Annotated in this window: 17 protein-coding genes; 7 read left to right on the top strand and 10 right to left on the bottom strand. The window is 62.2% G+C overall.

What is annotated here, in order from left to right; translation table 11 throughout:
* Positions 1–79: 79 nt before the first annotated feature.
* The 4 genes from ACF8GB_RS15705 (at position 80) to ACF8GB_RS15690 (ending at position 5,236) form a co-directional block, all read left to right on the top strand.
* Positions 80–1,417 carry an imelysin family protein gene (locus tag ACF8GB_RS15705; protein WP_196185179.1) on the top strand — a complete coding sequence of 446 codons (1,338 nt, stop codon included), beginning with the start codon at positions 80–82 and terminating at the stop codon, positions 1,415–1,417.
* 207 nt (positions 1,418–1,624) lie between these two features.
* Entirely contained in the window at positions 1,625–3,052 is a 1,428-nt protein-coding gene (locus tag ACF8GB_RS15700) for a di-heme oxidoredictase family protein (RefSeq protein WP_078478043.1), read from the top strand.
* 19 nt (positions 3,053–3,071) lie between these two features.
* On the top strand, positions 3,072–4,136 hold the full coding sequence (locus ACF8GB_RS15695; protein ID WP_058637143.1) for an imelysin family protein: 1,065 nt from the start codon (positions 3,072–3,074) through the stop codon (positions 4,134–4,136).
* 2 nt (positions 4,137–4,138) lie between these two features.
* On the top strand, positions 4,139–5,236 hold the full coding sequence (locus ACF8GB_RS15690; RefSeq protein ID WP_078478042.1) for a DUF1513 domain-containing protein: 1,098 nt from the start codon (positions 4,139–4,141) through the stop codon (positions 5,234–5,236).
* Between the two features lie 27 nt (positions 5,237–5,263).
* Here ACF8GB_RS15690 and ACF8GB_RS15685 read toward each other — a convergent pair whose 3' ends face one another.
* The 4 genes from ACF8GB_RS15685 to colR form a co-directional block, all read right to left on the bottom strand.
* Positions 5,264–5,497 (bottom strand): hypothetical protein, encoded by a 234-nt coding sequence (locus tag ACF8GB_RS15685; protein ID WP_058603276.1) that lies wholly within the window; start codon positions 5,495–5,497, stop codon positions 5,264–5,266.
* A 147-nt stretch (positions 5,498–5,644) separates the two neighbouring features.
* Positions 5,645–6,325 carry a class I SAM-dependent methyltransferase gene (locus ACF8GB_RS15680; protein WP_392527297.1) on the bottom strand — a complete coding sequence of 227 codons (681 nt, stop codon included), beginning with the start codon at positions 6,323–6,325 and terminating at the stop codon, positions 5,645–5,647.
* A gap of 108 nt (positions 6,326–6,433) precedes the next feature.
* Positions 6,434–7,741 carry a HAMP domain-containing sensor histidine kinase gene (locus ACF8GB_RS15675; RefSeq protein WP_058637145.1) on the bottom strand — a complete coding sequence of 436 codons (1,308 nt, stop codon included), beginning with the start codon at positions 7,739–7,741 and terminating at the stop codon, positions 6,434–6,436.
* Complete coding sequence (gene colR, locus ACF8GB_RS15670; protein WP_023534349.1) at positions 7,731–8,414, bottom strand: two-component system response regulator ColR; 684 nt, start codon at positions 8,412–8,414, stop codon at positions 7,731–7,733. Before colR ends, ACF8GB_RS15675 begins: the two co-directional genes overlap by 11 nt.
* A 182-nt stretch (positions 8,415–8,596) precedes the next feature.
* On the opposite strand from colR, the gene ACF8GB_RS15665 reads away from it, so the two are divergent.
* A complete protein-coding gene (locus ACF8GB_RS15665; RefSeq protein WP_058637146.1) occupies positions 8,597–9,325 on the top strand; it encodes a phosphatase PAP2 family protein in 729 nt (242 codons plus the stop codon).
* A gap of 93 nt (positions 9,326–9,418) precedes the next feature.
* Here ACF8GB_RS15665 and groL read toward each other — a convergent pair whose 3' ends face one another.
* The 5 genes from groL to ACF8GB_RS15640 form a co-directional block, all read right to left on the bottom strand.
* On the bottom strand, positions 9,419–11,062 hold the full coding sequence (gene groL, locus ACF8GB_RS15660; RefSeq protein ID WP_058603280.1) for a chaperonin GroEL: 1,644 nt from the start codon (positions 11,060–11,062) through the stop codon (positions 9,419–9,421).
* 50 nt (positions 11,063–11,112) lie between these two features.
* The gene (locus tag ACF8GB_RS15655) at positions 11,113–11,406 is read right to left on the bottom strand and encodes a co-chaperone GroES (RefSeq protein WP_003251905.1); all 294 of its coding nucleotides are present in this window, start codon (positions 11,404–11,406) and stop codon (positions 11,113–11,115) included.
* 235 nt (positions 11,407–11,641) lie between these two features.
* A complete protein-coding gene (locus ACF8GB_RS15650; RefSeq protein ID WP_058637147.1) occupies positions 11,642–12,106 on the bottom strand; it encodes an FxsA family protein in 465 nt (154 codons plus the stop codon).
* 67 nt (positions 12,107–12,173) lie between these two features.
* The gene (locus ACF8GB_RS15645; protein ID WP_392527295.1) at positions 12,174–12,905 is read right to left on the bottom strand and encodes a HugZ family protein; all 732 of its coding nucleotides are present in this window, start codon (positions 12,903–12,905) and stop codon (positions 12,174–12,176) included.
* 104 nt (positions 12,906–13,009) lie between these two features.
* Positions 13,010–14,020, bottom strand: a complete 1,011-nt coding sequence (locus ACF8GB_RS15640; RefSeq protein WP_058637149.1) for a DUF481 domain-containing protein — start codon at positions 14,018–14,020, stop codon at positions 13,010–13,012.
* 162 nt (positions 14,021–14,182) lie between these two features.
* On the opposite strand from ACF8GB_RS15640, the gene ACF8GB_RS15635 reads away from it, so the two are divergent.
* Positions 14,183–14,524, top strand: a complete 342-nt coding sequence (locus ACF8GB_RS15635; protein WP_058637150.1) for an MGMT family protein — start codon at positions 14,183–14,185, stop codon at positions 14,522–14,524.
* A gap of 42 nt (positions 14,525–14,566) precedes the next feature.
* Positions 14,567–16,114: an AmpG family muropeptide MFS transporter gene (locus tag ACF8GB_RS15630; protein ID WP_058637151.1), complete on the top strand. Its 1,548-nt coding sequence runs from the start codon at positions 14,567–14,569 to the stop codon at positions 16,112–16,114.
* Between the two features lie 37 nt (positions 16,115–16,151).
* Here the strand turns inward: ACF8GB_RS15630 and ACF8GB_RS15625 are convergent, their stop codons facing one another.
* Complete coding sequence (locus ACF8GB_RS15625; RefSeq protein WP_392527294.1) at positions 16,152–17,396, bottom strand: MFS transporter; 1,245 nt, start codon at positions 17,394–17,396, stop codon at positions 16,152–16,154.
* Positions 17,397–17,402 lie beyond the last annotated feature (6 nt).

Here is a 17,402-nt window from a genome sequence, read left to right as displayed (position 1 = left end):
TTTCGCATGATGTGTCGGTTCAGCGTGCCATCGCGCACGGTTCACCCATGGTCCAACCACACGACGCAGGAAACCAACAATGATTCGAATGCCCCTGGCCTCTGCCAGTCTGCTGGCCATTGCCATCGCTCTCGCCGGTTGCGGTGAAGGCAAGGACGACAAGGCCGCCGCGCCGCAAGCCCAGGCTCCCGCTGCCGCCAGCACCCCTGCAGCAACGCCAGGGGCTGTCGACGAAGCCGCTGCCAAGGCCGTGGTCAAGCACTACGCCGAGATGGTCCATGCCGTGTACAGCGACTCGCTGAGCACCGCCAAGACCCTGCAGGCCGCCGTCGACGCATTCCTCGCCACGCCCAACGATCAGACGCTCAAGGCCGCCAGGGACGCCTGGGTCGCTGCGCGCGTGCCCTACCTGCAAAGCGAAGTGTTCCGCTTCGGCAACACCATCATCGACGACTGGGAAGGCCAGGTGAACGCCTGGCCCCTGGACGAAGGCCTGATCGACTACGTCGACACCAGCTACGAGCACGCCCTGGGTAACCCGGCAGCCAGCGCCAACATCATCGCCAACACCGAGATCCAGGTGGGCGAAGAGAAAATCGACGTCAAGGACATCACCCCCGAGAAGTTGGCCAGCCTCAACGAACTGGGCGGCTCCGAAGCCAACGTCGCCACCGGCTACCACGCCATCGAATTCCTGCTGTGGGGCCAGGACCTGAACGGTACCGGCCCAGGTGCGGGTAATCGTCCGGCGTCGGACTACCTCGAAGGCGAGGGCGCCACGGGTGGCCACAACGACCGCCGCCGCGCCTACCTCAAGGCGGTCACCGACCTTCTGGTCGCCGACCTTGACGAGATGGTGGCCAACTGGGCGCCGAACGTGGCCGACAACTATCGCGCCAAGCTCGAAGCCGCGCCTGCCACCGACGGCTTGCGCAAGATGCTGTTCGGCATGGGCAGCCTTTCGCTCGGTGAGCTGGCTGGCGAGCGTATGAAGGTGTCCCTGGAGGCGAACTCGCCCGAGGACGAGCACGACTGCTTCAGCGACAACACCCATTACTCGCATTTCTACGATGCCAAGGGCATTCGCAATGTCTACCTGGGCGAGTACACCCGCCCTGATGGTACCAAGCTGACCGGGCCTAGCCTGTCTTCACTGGTGGCCAAGGCCGACCCTGCTGCCGATGCGACCCTGCGCGCAGACCTGGAAGCCACCGAAGCGAAGATCCAGGTGATCGTCGACCACGCCCTCAAGGGCGAGCACTATGACCAACTGATCGCCGCCGACAACGCCGCCGGCAACCAGATCGTGCGTGATGCGATTGCAGCCCTGGTCAAGCAGACCGGTGCCATCGAACAGGCCGCCGGCAAACTGGGCATCGACAACCTGAACCCCGACACAGCCGACCACGAATTCTGATCCCATCTGGTGCGGCACCCGACGCCCGGCCTTGAGCCGGGCGTTTTCATGTCTGGGCCGTAGAGGGGTTAAACCATGGCCAGCATTACTTACGACAGGAGCACTCACGTCGACGATTTCATCTAGCAAACGCAAATTGCTCTTATTCAATGATCCTGGGCCTGATAAGCTTGCACGCCGGATTTTCGTTCAGGCCCAGGATTCTGCATGTCCCTGCCGCTGTCCCGACTTGCCCCTCTGCTGCTGGTCTTTGCCCTCGCCGCCTGTGACGACGCCCCGCGTTTTACCCAGGCCGAGCCGGGCGAAGCGCTGTCAGGTGGCAAGACGACCGTGTTGCGCAGTGACCGCAATGCGTATTCGCTGCCCGCCGCCAACCTCTCCCATGAGCGGCGCCTGGACTTTGCAGTAGGCAACAGCTTCTTTCGCAACCCTTGGGTCATCGCCCCCTCCACCACCACGGCGCGCGACGGCCTGGGCCCCTTGTTCAACACCAACGCCTGCCAGAACTGCCATGTGCGCGACGGGCGCGGTCACCCACCCGCGGCAAGTGCCAGCAATGCGGTCGGCATGCTCGTGCGCCTGTCGATACCTGACCAACCCTACCTGGCCAAGGTCATCGAACGTCTGGGGGTGGTACCAGAACCTGTATACGGCACCCAGCTTCAGGACATGGCCATCCCTGGCGTAGCGCCTGAAGGCAAGGTGCGCATGACCTACACGGCGCAGACGGTCTCGTTCAAGGATGGCCATCAGGTCGAGCTGCGCATGCCGGCGTTGCAGATCACCCAACTGGGCTACGGGGCCATGCACCCGGACACGCGCTTTTCGGCGCGCGTGGCGCCACCGATGATCGGCCTGGGCCTGCTCGAGGCGATTCCCGAGGCTGACGTATTGGCCAACGAAGACCCGGACGACCGCAATCGCGATGGGATTCGGGGACGCGCCAACCGCGTGTGGGACGATGCGCTGGGGCGCACGGTTGTCGGCCGCTTTGGGTGGAAAGCGGGCCAGCCCACTGTGAACCAGCAGAATGCGCATGCGTTCGCCGGCGACATGGGCCTGACGACGACATTGCAGCCCAACGACGACTGCACCCAGGCTCAGGTCGAATGCCGCGCCGCGCCCAATGGCGACGGCGTGGCAGGGGAAAAGGAAGTCAGTGACAACATCCTGCGCCTGGTCACCTTCTATACCCGCCACTTGGCCGTGCCGGCCCGTCGGGATGTGGCCACCCCCCAGGTGCTGGCAGGCAAGAACCTGTTCTATAAGGCCGGGTGCCAGGGTTGTCATATCCCTCAGTTCACCACCGCCAGCGATGCCGCCGAGCCGGAACTCGCCGGCCAGATCATCCGGCCCTATACCGATCTACTGCTGCATGACATGGGCCCCGGCCTTGCCGATGAACGAACCGAATTTGCCGCCAACGGCCAGGACTGGCGTACGGCCCCGCTCTGGGGAATCGGCCTGAGCGAAACGGTCAGCGGTCACTCGCAATTTCTGCATGACGGACGCGCGCGCAACCTGCTCGAAGCGGTGCTGTGGCACGGCGGCGAAGCCCAGGCAGCACGCGATTTCGTCCTTACATTCGATGCCGAGCAGCGCGCTGCCCTGCTGGCGTTTTTGAAATCACTTTAAACATGCACAGGAGCCGGCCATGTTCCGACCCAAACTGTTGTTTACCAGCCTCGCTGCCCTGGCCCTTGGCGCCTGCTCCCCGCAGGATCCGCAGGCCGTCACCTCCGCGGCCATCGCCAAGCAGGTGATCCTGCCCACCTACAGCCGCTGGGTCGAAGCCGACCGCATGCTGGCCGCCAGCGCCCTGGCGTTCTGCGAAGGCAAGGAAACCCTGGAAAAGGCGCGTGCCGATTTCCTCAATGCGCAAAAGGCCTGGGCCGAGCTGCAGCCCTTGCTGGTGGGCCCGCTGGCCGAGGGCAACCGTGCATGGCAAGTACAGTTCTGGCCTGACAAGAAGAACCTGGTCGGCCGTCAGGTCGAGCAATTGGTCAATGGGGACAAGCCTGTCGATGCGGCCTCCCTCGCCAAGGCGAGCGTTGTGGTCCGCGGTTTGTCAGCCTATGAGTACATCTTGTTCGACAGCAAGCCGGACATCGCCACGGCCGAGCAGAAGGCGCGTTACTGCCCGATGCTGGTGGCCATCGCCGAGCACCAGAAGGGGCTGGCCGAGGAAATCCTCAAGGGCTGGAACAGCACCGAGGGCATGCTCTCGCAGATGACCAAGTTCCCCAACCAGCGCTACGCCGATTCGCACGAAGCCATCGCCGACCTGCTGCGTGCACAGGTAACCGCTTTGGACTCGCTGAAGAAGAAGCTGGGTGCGCCCATGGGACGGCAAAGCAAAGGCATCCCACAGCCCCTGCAAGCGGAAGCCTGGCGTAGCCACAACTCCATGAATAGCCTCCAGGCCAGCCTCAAGGCGGCCCAGGCGGTTTGGGTGGGTGTGGACAATAAAGGGCTGCGCGGGCTGCTGCCAGGCGATCAGAAGGCGCTTGCGCAAAAGATAGACGATGCCTACGCCAATTCATTGAAGTTGCTGGCTGATAACCAGAAAACCTTGGGCGAGCTACTGGCCGACGATGCAGGTCAGCAGACCCTCAACCAGATCTACGACAGCCTCAACGTCGTGCATCGCCTGCATGAAGGTGAATTGGCCAAGGCGCTTAACATTCAGTTGGGCTTCAACGCCAACGACGGTGACTGATCATGCTGCGACGCCAGGCCTTGAAACTCGGTAGCGTTGTACTCAGTGCCCTCACCTTGGGCGGCTGGAGTCTTCTGCGCAAAAAAGGCAGCGAGCCCTTGCTGCTGTCGGCACGCGACGACGCCGACGGCAAGCACTATGCCGTGGGCTATCGCCTGGACGGCACCCAGGTGTTCAGTACCCAGGTGGCCCAGCGTTGCCATGCCATCATCGATCACCCGGAGCGGCCCATTGCCTTGTTCGTGGCTCGCCGCCCAGGGACTGAAAGCTACCTGGTCGACCTGCGCGACGGGAAGCTGTTGCAGACGGTGGTATCGCCGCCTGACCGGCATTTCTATGGTCATGCCGTGCTGCACAAGGACGGTCAGTGGCTGTACACCACCGAAAACGATACTCGAGACCCCGGCCGTGGCGTGCTGGGGGTCTACCGTTTCGACGACGAGCGCCTGGTGCGCACCGGCGAGCTCAGCACCCACGGCATTGGCCCGCATGAAGTCGCCTGGCTGCCGGACGGCGAAACGCTGGTGGTCGCCAACGGGGGTATCCGCACCGAGGCCGAAAGCCGAGTGGAGATGAACCTTGATGCCATGGAGCCGAGCCTGGTGCTGATGCAGCGCGACGGCACCTTGTTGAGCAAGGAAACCCTGGCCCAGCAGATGAACAGTGTTCGTCACTTGGCGGTAGCCCGCGATGGCACCATTGCCGCGTGTCAGCAGTTCATGGGGGATGCCTCGGAAACTGCCGAGCTGCTGGCAATCAAACGACCAGGCCAGGCTTTCCAGGCCTTCCCAGTTCCGCACCACCAGTTACAGGCCATGGCCCAGTATACGGCCAGCGTGGCCATACACGACGAACTGCGCCTGGTGGCACTGACAGCACCACGGGCCAACCGCCTGTTCGTCTGGGACCTGGACAGCGGCGCCGTGCGTCTGGATGCGCCCATGCCCGACTGTGCCGGCGTTGGCGCGGTGAAGGACGGGTTCGTGGTGACATCGGGCCAAGGCCGCTGCCGGTTCTATGATTGCCGCAAGCACCAGCTCGTCGGCCAGCCCCTGAACCTGCCTTCAGGCTTCTGGGACAATCACCTGCATGTGATCTGAAACGGGCGTCAGGCTGTGCCCTGCGGCTCAACCAAACGGCCGCAGCCCCTGGCGCATGCCGAACAGGAACAACAGCAGGTCGTGATCAGGCTGCACCTTGGCATGCTGCTGTGGCTTTACCTCGCGCGGCAAAGCACATTGCTCAGCCAGTTCCGATTGGCTGAACACCACGGTTTTCGGTTGTTCCCAGGCTGCCACTGCAACCGTGGTGAGCGCCAAGCCCCCAACCAGAAACAAAGTTCGAGCTATTTCTAGTTTCATTGCCCTAACCCTTTGACAGCGCTGCCAAACGCCATTGGATAAACGTAGTGCAACCTAGGCGCCTTTGCACCGCTCAACGACGAATGGCAGCACCGGTATCGTGGGTGCCTGCGCAAAGGGTACAGGCCTTGTGAACCGTCATGCACCTCAACCCTTGCGCAACACATACACGCGCCACATGGCATAAAACGGCAGGAAGTCGAGGCGTTCCTGGATCCTGAAACCAGCGGCTGCGAACTCCGCCTCAACCGTTTCGGCAGGTAACACAAAACGGTTCTGGTAACTGTCCGGCCCGTGCTCGGTATCGCGACGGTGCTCGAGTTTCCTGCGCCGCCAGGCTTTGAAATTGCCATCCACCCACAGCGACACAATCACGCTGTCTCGGCTAACCCGTTGAAACTCCTTAAGAATCGCTTTCCTGTGAGCCGCTTCGCCAGTATGGTGAAACAGACGCATGCAAAAAATGCTGTCCACCGCGTTATCCGGTAACTCGATGGCAAAGGCCGAGGTCTGCAAAGGTCGTACCCGGGCCACGACTTCCGGTGGTTGGGACGCGCATGCCGTCTCGATCATGTCGGCGGAATTGTCTGCTCCAATGATCACGCGGTTGGCTTTTTCCGCCAGCAGTGGCCAGAAGCGACCCGCTCCGCAGGGCAGGTCCAAGACCAAGCCCGGTTCGCCCGCCAGCATCAGGGCCCGGCGAGCCAACTGCTCATCGCGTTTATGGGACAGGCGCCTGGCCAAGCCGGCCTGGTGCTTCAAAAAATACTGTTGGGCATGGGCCTTGTCGTATTTACGGGAAAACTCGAGGTTGATGGGGCTGCGCATCGGGCATCTCCTGATTCCAATGGCGGCCAGACTAAGCAGCCAAGCGTTGGAATCAGGTTATGACGTTGTGAAAAAAGCGTTCTTCAACAGGATATTTCTTACAGGCTATTACGAAAGTGTATTCAGCTCACCCTTGACCACGGTACTGCTGAGGTCCACTTGGAATCGGCAGCCATGGGGATGGGTCGAGGTCAGCGTGACCTGCCAGCCTTGGTCATCGCAAATGCGCTGGACCAACGACAAGCCAAGGCCAAGGCCTTCCCCTCGGCGTTCTTCCCCGCGTACGAAGGGCTTGAACATGGCCTCGCGCTGCTCCTCGGGGATGCCTACCCCGCTGTCCTCCACGGTGAAACTTGTGGCTTGCAGAGTCAGACGAATGTAACCGCTGTCGGTGTAATGGGCGGCGTTACGCAGCAGGTTGCCCATAACCGATTGCAGGAAGGTGGCGTTGTACAAGACCGGACCTGCGTTGCCACGGCCTTCGTAATGCAGCGTCAGCCCCTTTTGTTCGATGGTGTCGCGCCAAACCCCGATCAATTCGTCCCCTACTTCGCGCAGGGTTGCCCGCGATGCCACAGCACCTTCGTCCCTTTGGGCCCGGGCCAGCATGAGGAAGGTTTTCACCAGCTCGCGCATTTCCTCGGTGGCGCGTGCCACCCGTTCGACCTGACTGCGCGAACGCGCATCCAAGGCCGGGTTTTCCATGAGCAACTCGCATGAGGTCGCCAGCACCATCAGTGGTGTACGCAACTCGTGGCTGACGTCACTTGTGAACAGGCGCTCGCGCGTCAAGGCATCGCGCAGACGGCCCAGGGTGTCATCGAAGGCCACTGCCAACTGCCCGACCTCGTCAGCGGCGTAGTCAGGTGCCAAGGGTGGCGCCAACCCAAGCAGCTGGTCGCGATGGCGCACCTGGCGCGCCAGGCGGATGACCGGTGCCATCACCCGACGCGCCACCAACCAGCCCAGGATCACGGCGAGCACCAGGCTCAATACGAACCCTACGACCACTACGGCGAACAGCAGCCGCTCTCGCTCCTCGAAGTCGCTTTGATCCTGCAACAGCACGTAACGACGACCGTCCACGATCTCCACCATGGCGTGATACGAAAGCTGGTCGCGAAAGACCTCGTGGAAACCTCGGTCCAGATGGCGCAGGTCCTTGGGCAGCTCGAAGTCGTCCCGCCCCCCGCTGAAGTAGAACAGTTGGTCCGGTCGCGGGCGGTGACTCCAGTCGCTGACGCTGTCCATGCGCAACAGCCGCTGCAGGTCACCGCCGAGCACCGAGGAAATCAGGCGCTCTTCCACCAGGTGCACGGTGGAAACGATACCCACCGCGAAAGCCCCGGCCACCAGCGCGCTCATCAGCGCAAAGGCAATGATGATGCGCTGGGCAAGGCTCTGTTTAAACTCCATCGCGACCCTCGGCGAGGCGATAGCCGACGCCATGGACGGTATGCAGCAGGGGTTTTTCGAAAGGTTTGTCGATCACCTGACGCAACTGGTGTACATGGCTGCGCAGGCTGTCGCTGTCAGGGCAGTCATCGCCCCACAGGGCCTCTTCCAGTACTTCGCGCCGCAACACGTGCGGGCTCTTCTGCATGAGTACCGCCAGCAGTTTCAGGCCGACCGGGTTGAGCTTGAGCAGGCGGCCTTGCCGGCTGACCTCCAGTGTGTCGAGGTCGTAGCTCAGGTCGGCGACCTGCAGCGTGCGACGGCCACCCCCCTGCGCCCTGCGCAGCACAGCCTCGATACGCGCGGACAGCTCGGACAGGGCGAAGGGCTTGAGCAGGTAGTCATCGGCGCCGGAGCGGAAGCCTTGCAGCCGATCGTCCAGTTGATCGCGGGCGGTAAGCATGATCACCGGCGTGTCGCGGCGGGCGTCTTCGCGCAGGCGCTTGCACAGCGTATAGCCATCGATACCCGGCAACATGATGTCGAGCACGATCAGGTCATAGTGCTCGGTCGCTGCCAGGTGCAGGCCCGACAACCCATCCTGGGCACAGTCGACGGTATAGCCCTTCATGCCAAGGTAGTCGGCAAGGTTGGCCAGAATATCGCGGTTGTCTTCAACCAAGAGGATGCGCATGAATTTCTCCTGTGCGACGCTGCTCGCGGTGATGCGCGGCAGGCGCAGCTTAAGGCCTAAGCCTGCGGGGTGCCAGCCTTTGGATGAATTCAGGCGGCTTGACGTTTTTTTCACTGAACCTTCACGGACACAGCATAGGAGCGGCTCGACAATGCGCGACCTTTCCGTGCCCTGGAGCCGCCATGCAGCAACCAATTTGCCCTCGCCCCTTGAACCTGTGGCTGTACCTGGGTATTCCACTGGCCACCATGCTTGCGCTGGTGGCGCTCGAATGGACCTCGGTGGACATGGACGTGGCCAATCTGTTCTTCGATACCGCCACCGGGCAGTTCATCGGTCGGCACAGCTACCTGCTGGAGAACATCCTGCATGACCGGGTCAAGCAGGGCGTTATCTTGCTGGGCGTCCTGGCACTGGCTGTTTTTGTGGCAAGTTTTTTGGTCAGGGGCTTGTACGGCTGGCGCCGCGAACTGGGCTGCCTGGTACTCGCTCTGGGGGTATCCACCGCCTTCGTCACGCCGCTGAAGAAACTGACGCAGGTGCAGTGCCCTTGGAGCCTCACGCAGTTCGGCGGCTCGGAAACCTACAGCAAGCTGCTTGAGCCAAGGCCTGCTACCGACAAGCCGGGGCTGTGCTGGCCGGGCGGTCATGCGACCACCGGGTTCTGCCTGTTCGCGCTGTTTTTCGCGTTGCGTGATCGTAAACCGCGTCTTGCGCGCGTCGCGTTTGCGGTGGCCCTGATCGCCGGTACAGTGCTGTCGGTGGGCAGGATGATGCAAGGGGCGCACTTTTTGTCCCACAACGTCTGGACGGCTGTGTTCTGCTGGCTGATCGGCCTGGGTGCCTACTACCTGGTGCTGTACCGCAGACGCGCGCAGAACAGGCCAGCCACAGAGCCCCGCCCTGCCTGAGCCAGCACCCACCGATAGAATGCCGAGCCCTGAACAAAAAAGCCCCGGCTCTAGCGAGCCGGGGCTTTGGGGTACAGCGGGGGTAAGGCTGGCTTACATCATGCCGCCCATGCCACCCATGCCGCCCATGTCAGGCATGCCGCCGCCTGCTGGCTTGTCTTCCGGCAGGTCGGCAACCATGGCTTCGGTGGTGATCATCAGACCGCCGATCGAAGCAGCAGCTTGCAGTGCCGAACGGGTGACCTTGGCTGGGTCCAGGATGCCCATTTCGATCATGTCGCCGTACTCGCCGGTCGCAGCGTTGTAGCCGTAGTTGCCCGAACCCTGCTTGACCTTGTCGGCCACAACGCTTGGCTCGTCGCCGGCGTTGGCAGTGATCTGACGCAGTGGTGCTTCGATAGCACGGCGCAGCAGCGAGATACCGACGTTCTGGTCTTCGTTGTCACCTTTGAGGTCAACGATTGCAGACAGGGCGCGCACCAGGGCAACACCACCGCCAGGCACCACGCCTTCCTCGACCGCTGCACGGGTAGCGTGCAGGGCGTCTTCGACGCGGGCTTTCTTCTCTTTCATTTCGACTTCGGTGCCAGCACCGACCTTGATGACGGCAACACCGCCAGCCAGCTTGGCCAGACGCTCTTGCAGCTTCTCACGATCGTAGTCCGAAGAGGTTTCTTCGATCTGGGCACGGATCTGCTTGACGCGACCCTGAATATCATCTTCAGCGCCAGCGCCGTCGATGATGATGGTGTTTTCCTTGGACAGGGTCACGCGCTTGGCGTTGCCCAGGTGTTCCAGGGTAGCGGTTTCCAGGGACAGGCCGATTTCTTCGGAGATGACCTGGCCGCCGGTCAGGACGGCGATGTCCTGCAGCATGGCCTTGCGACGGTCGCCGAAGCCTGGCGCCTTGACCGCTGCAACCTTGACGATGCCGCGCATGTTGTTGACGACCAGGGTAGCCAGGGCTTCGCCTTCGACGTCTTCAGCAACGATCAGCAGTGGGCGGCCGGCCTTGGCAACGGCTTCCAGCACTGGCAGCAGCTCACGGATGTTGGAGATCTTCTTGTCGACCAGCAGCAGCAGCGGGCTGTCCAGCTCGGCAACCATGGTGTCTGGCTTGTTGACGAAGTACGGGGACAGGTAGCCGCGGTCGAACTGCATGCCTTCTACAACGGACAGCTCGTTTTCCAGGCCCGAACCTTCTTCGACGGTGATGACGCCTTCCTTGCCGACCTTCTCCATGGCTTCGGCGATGATTTCACCGATGGAGCTGTCGGAGTTGGCGGAAATGGTACCGACCTGGGCGATGGCCTTGGAATCGGCGCATGGCTTGGACAGGTTCTTCAGCTCGGCGACGATGGCGGAGGTGGCCTTGTCGATGCCGCGCTTGAGGTCCATCGGGTTCATGCCGGCAGCGACGGCCTTCAGGCCTTCGTTGACGATCGACTGAGCGAGCACGGTCGCGGTGGTGGTGCCGTCACCGGCTGCATCGTTGGCCTTGGAAGCGACTTCCTTGACCAGCTGGGCGCCCATGTTCTCGAAGGCGTCCTTGAGCTCGATTTCCTTGGCGACGGAAACGCCGTCCTTGGTGATGGTCGGCGCGCCGAAGCTCTTGGCCAGTACCACGTTACGGCCTTTCGGGCCCAGGGTCGCTTTTACCGCGTCAGCCAGAACGTTGACACCAACCAGCATTTTCTTGCGAGCGGAATCGCCGAATTTTACGTCTTTAGCAGCCATGATCGTTTAATCCTTGATAAATCTTTGGAGTAACGGGAAGTCGGTGGAAATCAGCCTTCAACAACGGCCAGGATTTCGTTTTCGGCCATGACCAGCAGGTCTTCGCCGTCGACTTTCACGGTGTTGCTACCCGAGTACGGGCCGAAAACCACTTTGTCACCCACTTTCACGGCCAGCGCACGTACTTCGCCGTTGTCCAGGACGCGGCCGGTGCCGACGGCGACGACTTCGCCGCGGTTTGGTTTTTCAGCGGCCGAACCTGGCAGGACGATACCGCCAGCGGTTTTCGATTCTTCTTCGCTGCGACGGATGACGACGCGGTCATGCAGAGGACGAAGCTTCATTGTCGATCTCTCCCAAATTGTGGTTTTCATCGGCCGGTGTCGACACCGGCGGTTTGATGCTGTCCGGCGTTGCCGGAAGGCCGCTCGCCACGAGCAAACGGCCTGAGTCATGTCTGGTGTCGCCACCAGAAACCTTGCGGTGACCACTACATGAGGCCGACCGAATCGATTACAAGGCTTGGTAGGGAAATTTTTTTGCACAGGCATGAAAAAGGGCCGCTTGGCGGCCCTGTTCTCACTGATCGCGGCGTTCGTACTCGCCTTCGATCACATTGGGTCGATGGCCCCCGCCATGCGGGGGCTGGCCCTGCAACGGGTCATCCTGGAACGCGCGCTGGCGGGTCGCTTGGGCCTGGGCGCGCTCGCGCATCTTGCGAGCCGCCAACTGGCGGGTAAAGGGCAACAGGCACAGCAGGCCAAGCACGTCGCTGATAAAACCGGGGATCATCAATAGCCCGCCGCCGACCGCCAGCATCATGCCATGGAACATGTCCTCGGCAGGCAGCTCACCGCGCTGCAGGCTTTCACGTGCACGCAGGGCCGTGGCCAACCCGGCCACTCGCATGACCAGGACCCCGAGGGCGGAGCCGGCGATGATGAGCAGCAACGCGGGGAAAAAACCGATGGCGGCGCTGACTTTCACGAAGACGAACAGCTCCAGCACGGGAAACAGCAGAAGCAGCAGTAGAAAAACACGCATCAAAGCATTCCTCGTCGCAAGACACCCTTGCAGTAAGACCTACAAATGGATGCGTGTGCTCCGCTTTTCAAGCAGGTATTTCGCTCAAGACCGGCCAGTGATCGGCGCGGGCCAGCAAAACCAAGGCTTCGCGCACTTGTGTCGGCGTATTGCAACGGCTCGGGAATGCCAACCAGTGGGTCGCCTGGCCGATGCGCAGGTGCATCCCCTCGCTGTCGATACCGACCAACTGCGCAGGGATGTGGCTGGGAAGCTCGGCAAGCTGCACATAGTGCGCGATGGCGGCGGCGTGGTCGCTGTTCATGTGCTCGATCATGCCGCTCTCGACCTTGCCGGCGAAGGGATTGGCCAAGGTCACCTGATCGAGCCAGTGGATAGCACCGAAGCCACCAATGTACCGGTGGCGCACCGGCTCAAGCACCCAGAAATCGAAGTCGTGAGCCTGGTGGTAGTCGGCCGCGTCCGGAAAGTAGCGGTAATAGCGCAGGGCCGCTGCCTCGATGTTGGCCGGGTCCTGCAGCTTGCGCGCCTCGGCCATTACGGTCAGCCGCCCGACCGCCTGCACGTCCTGCGCCTCGCGTTCGCCCACCAGCAACGAACACTTGGCGTCTTTACTCAGGTTATGCGTGTGCTGGGCGATACGGCTGATCAGGATGAGGGGCCTGCCCTCTGCATCGAGGCAATAGGGCACGACCGAACCGAACGGGAAACCCGGCATGGACTTGGAATGGGTCGACAAGACTCCCCGGTATTCCTTGAGCAGCAATTCCCGTGCAGGACGGACGGCGTTCTCACTCACTTCAAAACCCCTCGCTGAAACCCGGTAGGCAGCAGGCAGTGATGGCTGGCACAAGCGCGACCAAGGCAGGCCTGGCGCCAATCGCCCGGCTTGACCTCGACGGCTTACCAGGTAACGCCAAAGCCTGCAGTGTAGCGGGTCTTGTCCAGGTCGCTTTCGCGGGTGCCACTGATGATGTCCTTCTCGGCCTTGAGGTTCAGCGACGCCCAGTCGGTGACCTTGTAGCGCAAGCCGACTTCGGCGTCCAGGGAATAGTCGGCAACATTACCCAGGGGCTTTGCCAGCTCGCCGTTGGTGAACAGCTGCACCTTCTTGCCGATCAGGTACCGGGTGTAGTCCCACTTCACAGCGGCGGAATAGAAGTTGTCCTTCTCACCGTCTTGGTACTCGAAGTCGGTGCGGTTGATCAACGAGCCCAGCGAGAAGGCACCCAGCTCATCGTCCCAGAACTGGTAGCCAGGGCCGGTACCCACCGTGCGCTGGCGGGCGAGGTCTTCGATACGGTCACGCTTGTACTCGGCGCGCCCCTGCCAGAACCATTTCTCTGTCAGGAAGCGGTCCAGCGCGTACTCGGCGCTCCAGTTGTCGGTGGTGGTGACATCGTCCTTGGTCTCGCGGTTGTATTCGCCTTCGGCGTTATGACGCCAGCGCCCATGACGCGCAGTAGTCTTGAAACTGACGTCGTAGTCGTCGGTGTCGTTCTCGGCCCGCTTGTAGTCCAGCGCCACATCGACATTGCCTTTCCAGACCAGGTCCTCGACCACCGGCTTGGGCTTCATGATCTGCTCGATGCTCGCCAGGTCCACCGTCTTGGGTGCCTCGCCGTTGGCCAGGGTCACCTTGCCGGCCTCGGCTGCCTTGAGCGACTTGGCCTTCTCGCCAGAGTAGGCATCCTGCTTGACCAGCAGCTCCTGGTCGCTTTCCAGGGTCTTGACCTGTTTCCAGTCCAAGGCGATCGAACCGCCGTAAGGCGTCTCGAGCAACAGCTTGCCGCCGTCGAACACCTTGATCTTGCCGCTCAGACGGTCGCCGTTCTTCATCCAGACGGTATCGGCAATCGCCGGGGATGCGCAGCAGGACGCGGCAAGCAATGACAGCAGTAATTTAAGTGACATAAGCAGGCTACAGGTTCGATTTGGCGAGAAAACCGGGCATTATCCGGATGCAACCGGCAAGAGCAAGCAAAGACCTGCAATGTGCCGATGAGTTCCACTCTCATTTACTGGCCGTTGGTCAGGTTTCATCTACACCCCAGGGAGGGTCTGGTGTCCGACGCGATGGGTCATACCTTGGAAACTTCAGAGGGCCGACGGACGGCACTTTATTCGGTGCTCGGCCAGGTGCCTGCCGGGCATGTGGTGAGCTATGGCCAATTGGCCGAGCTTGCTGGGCTTGGCAAAGCCGCACGGTGGGTGGGCCGCACGCTGTCGCAACTGCCCCAGGGCACGCGCTTGCCCTGGCATCGGGTGCTGGGCGCAGGTGGTCGCCTGAGCCTGCCTTCGGGTACGCCATCGGGCGATGAGCAACGGGCCCGTTTGCGTGCCGAAGGTGTGCAGGTGGCCAACAATCGCGTGGATATGACGCGCCATGGCTGGCGCCCGATGGAGCACAGCGGTTAGAGTGCGCGCTTTGTCCTGGAAACTTGAGGCAGATGTTGGTCCATGCCCCGTAAAACCTGGCGCGCTGCGCTCGCTGCTTATGCCAGCCCGTCAACCCTGGTGCTTCTGCTGCTCGGCTTCGCGGCCGGCCTGCCTTACATGCTGGTGTTCTCGACCCTCTCCGTATGGTTGCGCGAAGCCGGCGTAGCCAGGGAAACCATCGGCTATGCCAGCCTTATCGGCCTGGCCTATGCCTTCAAATGGGTGTGGTCGCCGCTGCTGGACCAATGGCGTTTACCGCTTCTGGGCGGGATGGGGCGTCGCCGTTCCTGGCTGCTGTTATCCCAGGCCCTGGTCGTGGTGGGCCTGGTCGGCATGAGCCTGTGCGACCCGCAGCAGCACCTTTCCTGGCTGATCGCCCTGGCCGTCCTGGTGGCCTTTGCCTCGGCTACCCAGGATATCGCCGTGGATGCCTACCGCCTGGAAATCGCCGATGACCAGCGCCAGGCGGCCCTGGCCGCCAGCTACATGGCCGGTTATCGCGTCGCCGCCCTGCTCGCCACGGCCGGCGCGCTGTTCTTTGCAGAATGGTTTGGCTCCACCGGGTTCAGCTACCTGCACAAGGCATGGGCCGGCACCTATGTCATGTTCGCAGTCATGATGCTCCCGGCCCTCTTCACGACCCTGGTCATGCGTGAACCGCCCGTGCCCCTGCGCACCCAACTGTCGGCAGCCCGCTACGGGTTGGCCCACCAGTTGGCTTCGGTGTTCGTGCTTATCATCCTGCTGGTGTCGGTGCCGGCCAGCTTCACGCAGATGTTCAATACAGGCTGGTCGAGCGTGATCTCGGGCGACGCCACGCCCCTGGACCTGCTGCTCGAAGACCGCGCCTTCCTGCGCTTGATCCTGTACGTGCTGCTGTCCTGGGCTTGCCTGTCGAGTCTCGGCCGCCGCGGCCTCGCGCCGGTGCTCACGCCCATCAATGACTTCATCGTGCGCTACCGCTGGCAAGCCCTGCTGCTACTCGGCCTGATCGCCACCTACCGGATGTCCGACACGGTGATGGGCGTCATGGCCAACGTGTTCTACATCGACATGGGCTTTACCAAGGACCAGATCGCCAGTGTCAGCAAGATTTTCGGCCTGATCATGACCTTGGTGGGCGCCGGTGTGGGCGGCTTGCTCATCGTGCGCTTCGGCATCATGCCCATTCTGTTCATCGGTGGCGTGGCGTCTGCCGGCACCAACATTCTGTTCCTGATGCTGGCGGACATGGGTCCGAACCTGGAAATGCTGGTGGTGACCATTTCCCTGGACAACTTCAGCTCAGGCATGGCGACTTCAGCCTTTGTCGCCTACCTGTCGAGCCTGACCAACCTCAAGTTCTCGGCCACCCAGTATGCGCTACTGAGCTCGATCATGTTGCTGCTGCCACGCCTGATCGGCGGCTATTCCGGTGTCATGGTGGAGAAGTTCGGGTACCACGATTTCTTCCTGATCACCGCGCTGCTTGGGGTGCCGACCTTGATCCTGATCGCCTTGCAGTGGCGCCAGGACGGCACGCCCGGCCAGCCGGCAAGCCAGCCTGCCCCGGCCCGCGAGCAGCCCTGAACAGCATGCCTTGCAAGGGCAAGGCCTGTGTATCGACCTAAGGCATCACAGCCGCTTGGGCACTGCGCCCCCTCAACAGCGACCACAGCGGGCAAAGGGCCACCCCCCCTGCCACACCGGCCGCCACGGCAAAGTGCAAAAGGCTGGCACCGGCACCAATCATGGCCAGCAGAGCCCCGCCCAATCCCAGCAGCGCAATGGTGATCATGCCGAGCATGGCCGAGACCAGGCCTTTGCTTTGCGTGCTGGCGAACAATGTCATGCGATAGAGCACGGCATTGGCGACACCCAGGCCCAGTGCGTAGAGCGACAGGCCCGCCACCAGGCTGATGACGCTCGGCCATACCCAGGTTGCCACCACCATCAGGCAAAGCCCGGCCACATACGGCCACAGCGCACCGCGCACCAACGTCGGCAGCGGATAACGGTCGGCAATGTGGTTGATGATCAGGTTGCCCAGAATCAGCCCACCGAACACCGGCAACTGCCACAGGGCATAGGCGAGCGTGCTTAGCCCCTCATCGTGGATGAGCAGCACCGGGGACAGGCCAATCCAGCCGATCAATGGCAGGCCAACCAGGCCCAGGGCGGCGCTCCCGGCGACGAAGCGTCGGTTCGACAGCAGCTGCCCGTATCCGGCCAGCAAGGGCAGCAGGTGGATCGGGGTAAAAGCCAGGCGCGAGCCGTCGCGCCGCTCCACCCCCAGGGTTTCGGGCATCAACCGATACAGAAGCAACCAGGCGACCACGGCGCCAATGGCGAACGCCACGAACAACCAGCGCCAGTCCAGCCATTGCAGCAGCAACGTCCCCACCAAAGGCCCCAGCAGTGGCGAAAGCAAGGCGATATTGGCCAGCAGGGCCATCATGCGCACGGCATCCGCCTCGCTGAATGCCTCGTTGAGTGCGGGATAACTGACCGTGACCACGAACCCTAGCCCGATGCCTTGCAGCAGACGCAGCAGGTTGAACAGGCCGATGTCATGGACCCAGAAGGTGCCCAGGCACGCCAGGCCGAAGAATGCGCAACCTATGAGCAGCAGCGGTCGGCGGCCGTAGCGGTCGGCCAACGGCCCGATCAGCCATTGCAGCAAGACACCACCGAGCAGGTAGAGATTGAGCGCATGCGGAATGTATTCGGGGCCGGCCTTGAGCTCGCCCACCACAACGGGCATCGCCGGCATGACGGCGTCGCTGGCCAGGTAGGTCAGCAGTTCGAACAGTGCGAGAGTCAGGCCGAACAACAAGGCCCGCAACGGGGTGATGTACAGCAGTGGTTTCATGATGGT

The organism is Pseudomonas sp. xss_4, assembly GCF_043104125.1.
Classification (GTDB): domain Bacteria; phylum Pseudomonadota; class Gammaproteobacteria; order Pseudomonadales; family Pseudomonadaceae; genus Aquipseudomonas; species Aquipseudomonas parafulva_B.
The sequence above is the reverse complement of the archived record's forward strand: the minus strand, read 5'-3'. Positions and strand labels throughout refer to the sequence as shown.